The 860-nt window shown below is 54.3% G+C and carries 2 protein-coding genes; both read right to left on the bottom strand.

The window, feature by feature from the left end; genetic code table 11:
- A partial coding sequence (locus ACR0EL_RS22000; protein ID WP_480502290.1) for a nitroreductase family protein occupies positions 1–312 on the bottom strand: 312 nt, incomplete at its 3' end.
- A 103-nt stretch (positions 313–415) separates the two neighbouring features.
- On the bottom strand, positions 416–766 hold the full coding sequence (locus ACR0EL_RS21995; RefSeq protein WP_170392437.1) for an H-type lectin domain-containing protein: 351 nt from the start codon (positions 764–766) through the stop codon (positions 416–418).
- Between the last annotated feature and the right edge of the window lie 94 nt (positions 767–860).

Raw genomic sequence — 860 nt, 5'->3', positions numbered from 1 at the left:
GGCACCGCCTTCATAAAACCTGCGCTCTTCAGCTTCCGCTTCTTCCCGAATACGGCGCTTCATCTCAGGGTTCGAGATTGCCACAAAGTGCCAGGGCTGATGATTGGCTCCTGAGGGCGCTGTTCCGGCTGCGCGAATGCACTCTTCGATGACCGTGCGCTCGACGGGCCGGTCCGAATAGTCACGCACGGTATGGCGGCGTTTCATCTTGTCGTAGAACGCTCGCGCTTCGGCCAGCATTTCTTCATCAGACAAGTCCATACGATCCGGAAGGTCCAGGGCCTCGTATTCGATATGATCTCGTGCAAACACCTGTAAGATCCTCCGGTTGCGTTAGCCGCTATTTGGGGTGGCCAGTCTTCTTTATGGGACGACGCGCGAAGGTGCGCAATCTTATCTCACGAACAGGCCTGCTTCACGAAATGTCCCAATCGTCTTCATGCGAAACATCTCCAATTGCGGTCCAGTTCACCCGAATTCTGGCGATACGCGTATCAGACCAGGTGCGAAACACCGCATTGAATCCTACCGGCGTTATATCTTCGGCCTGAACTTCAGCGCGCAAAGCGGAGGACGTATCCACATCCCAAAGCACCACGCCTATCTGGACGATTGGCACAGAGCGGAACACTTCTGAAAAACGGATGCTTACGCGACGCTCACGCGGGCCCTCACCAGTCCACATCACGCCACCATCGGCGAAATCGGAAAACAAGACCTCCTCGCCCTGATCAATGCCGATGGGATGGGTTTGAAACTTTTTCATCTATCGTCTTTTATTGTTCAATTCCTGCAGCTTAACTTCAGCGAATGGCAAAATCACGACAAAAAAACGGCCCCGCGGATACGGGGCCGTTCCA

Source organism: Ruegeria sp. AH12 (assembly GCF_056541465.1).
The sequence above is the reverse complement of the archived record's forward strand: the minus strand, read 5'-3'. Positions and strand labels throughout refer to the sequence as shown.

Excerpts from the sequence above, each read along its gene's own strand:
- ACR0EL_RS21995 (WP_170392437.1), bottom strand. The coding sequence starts at position 766 with ATGAAAAAGTTTCAAACCCATCCCATCGGCATTGATCAGGGCGAGGAG.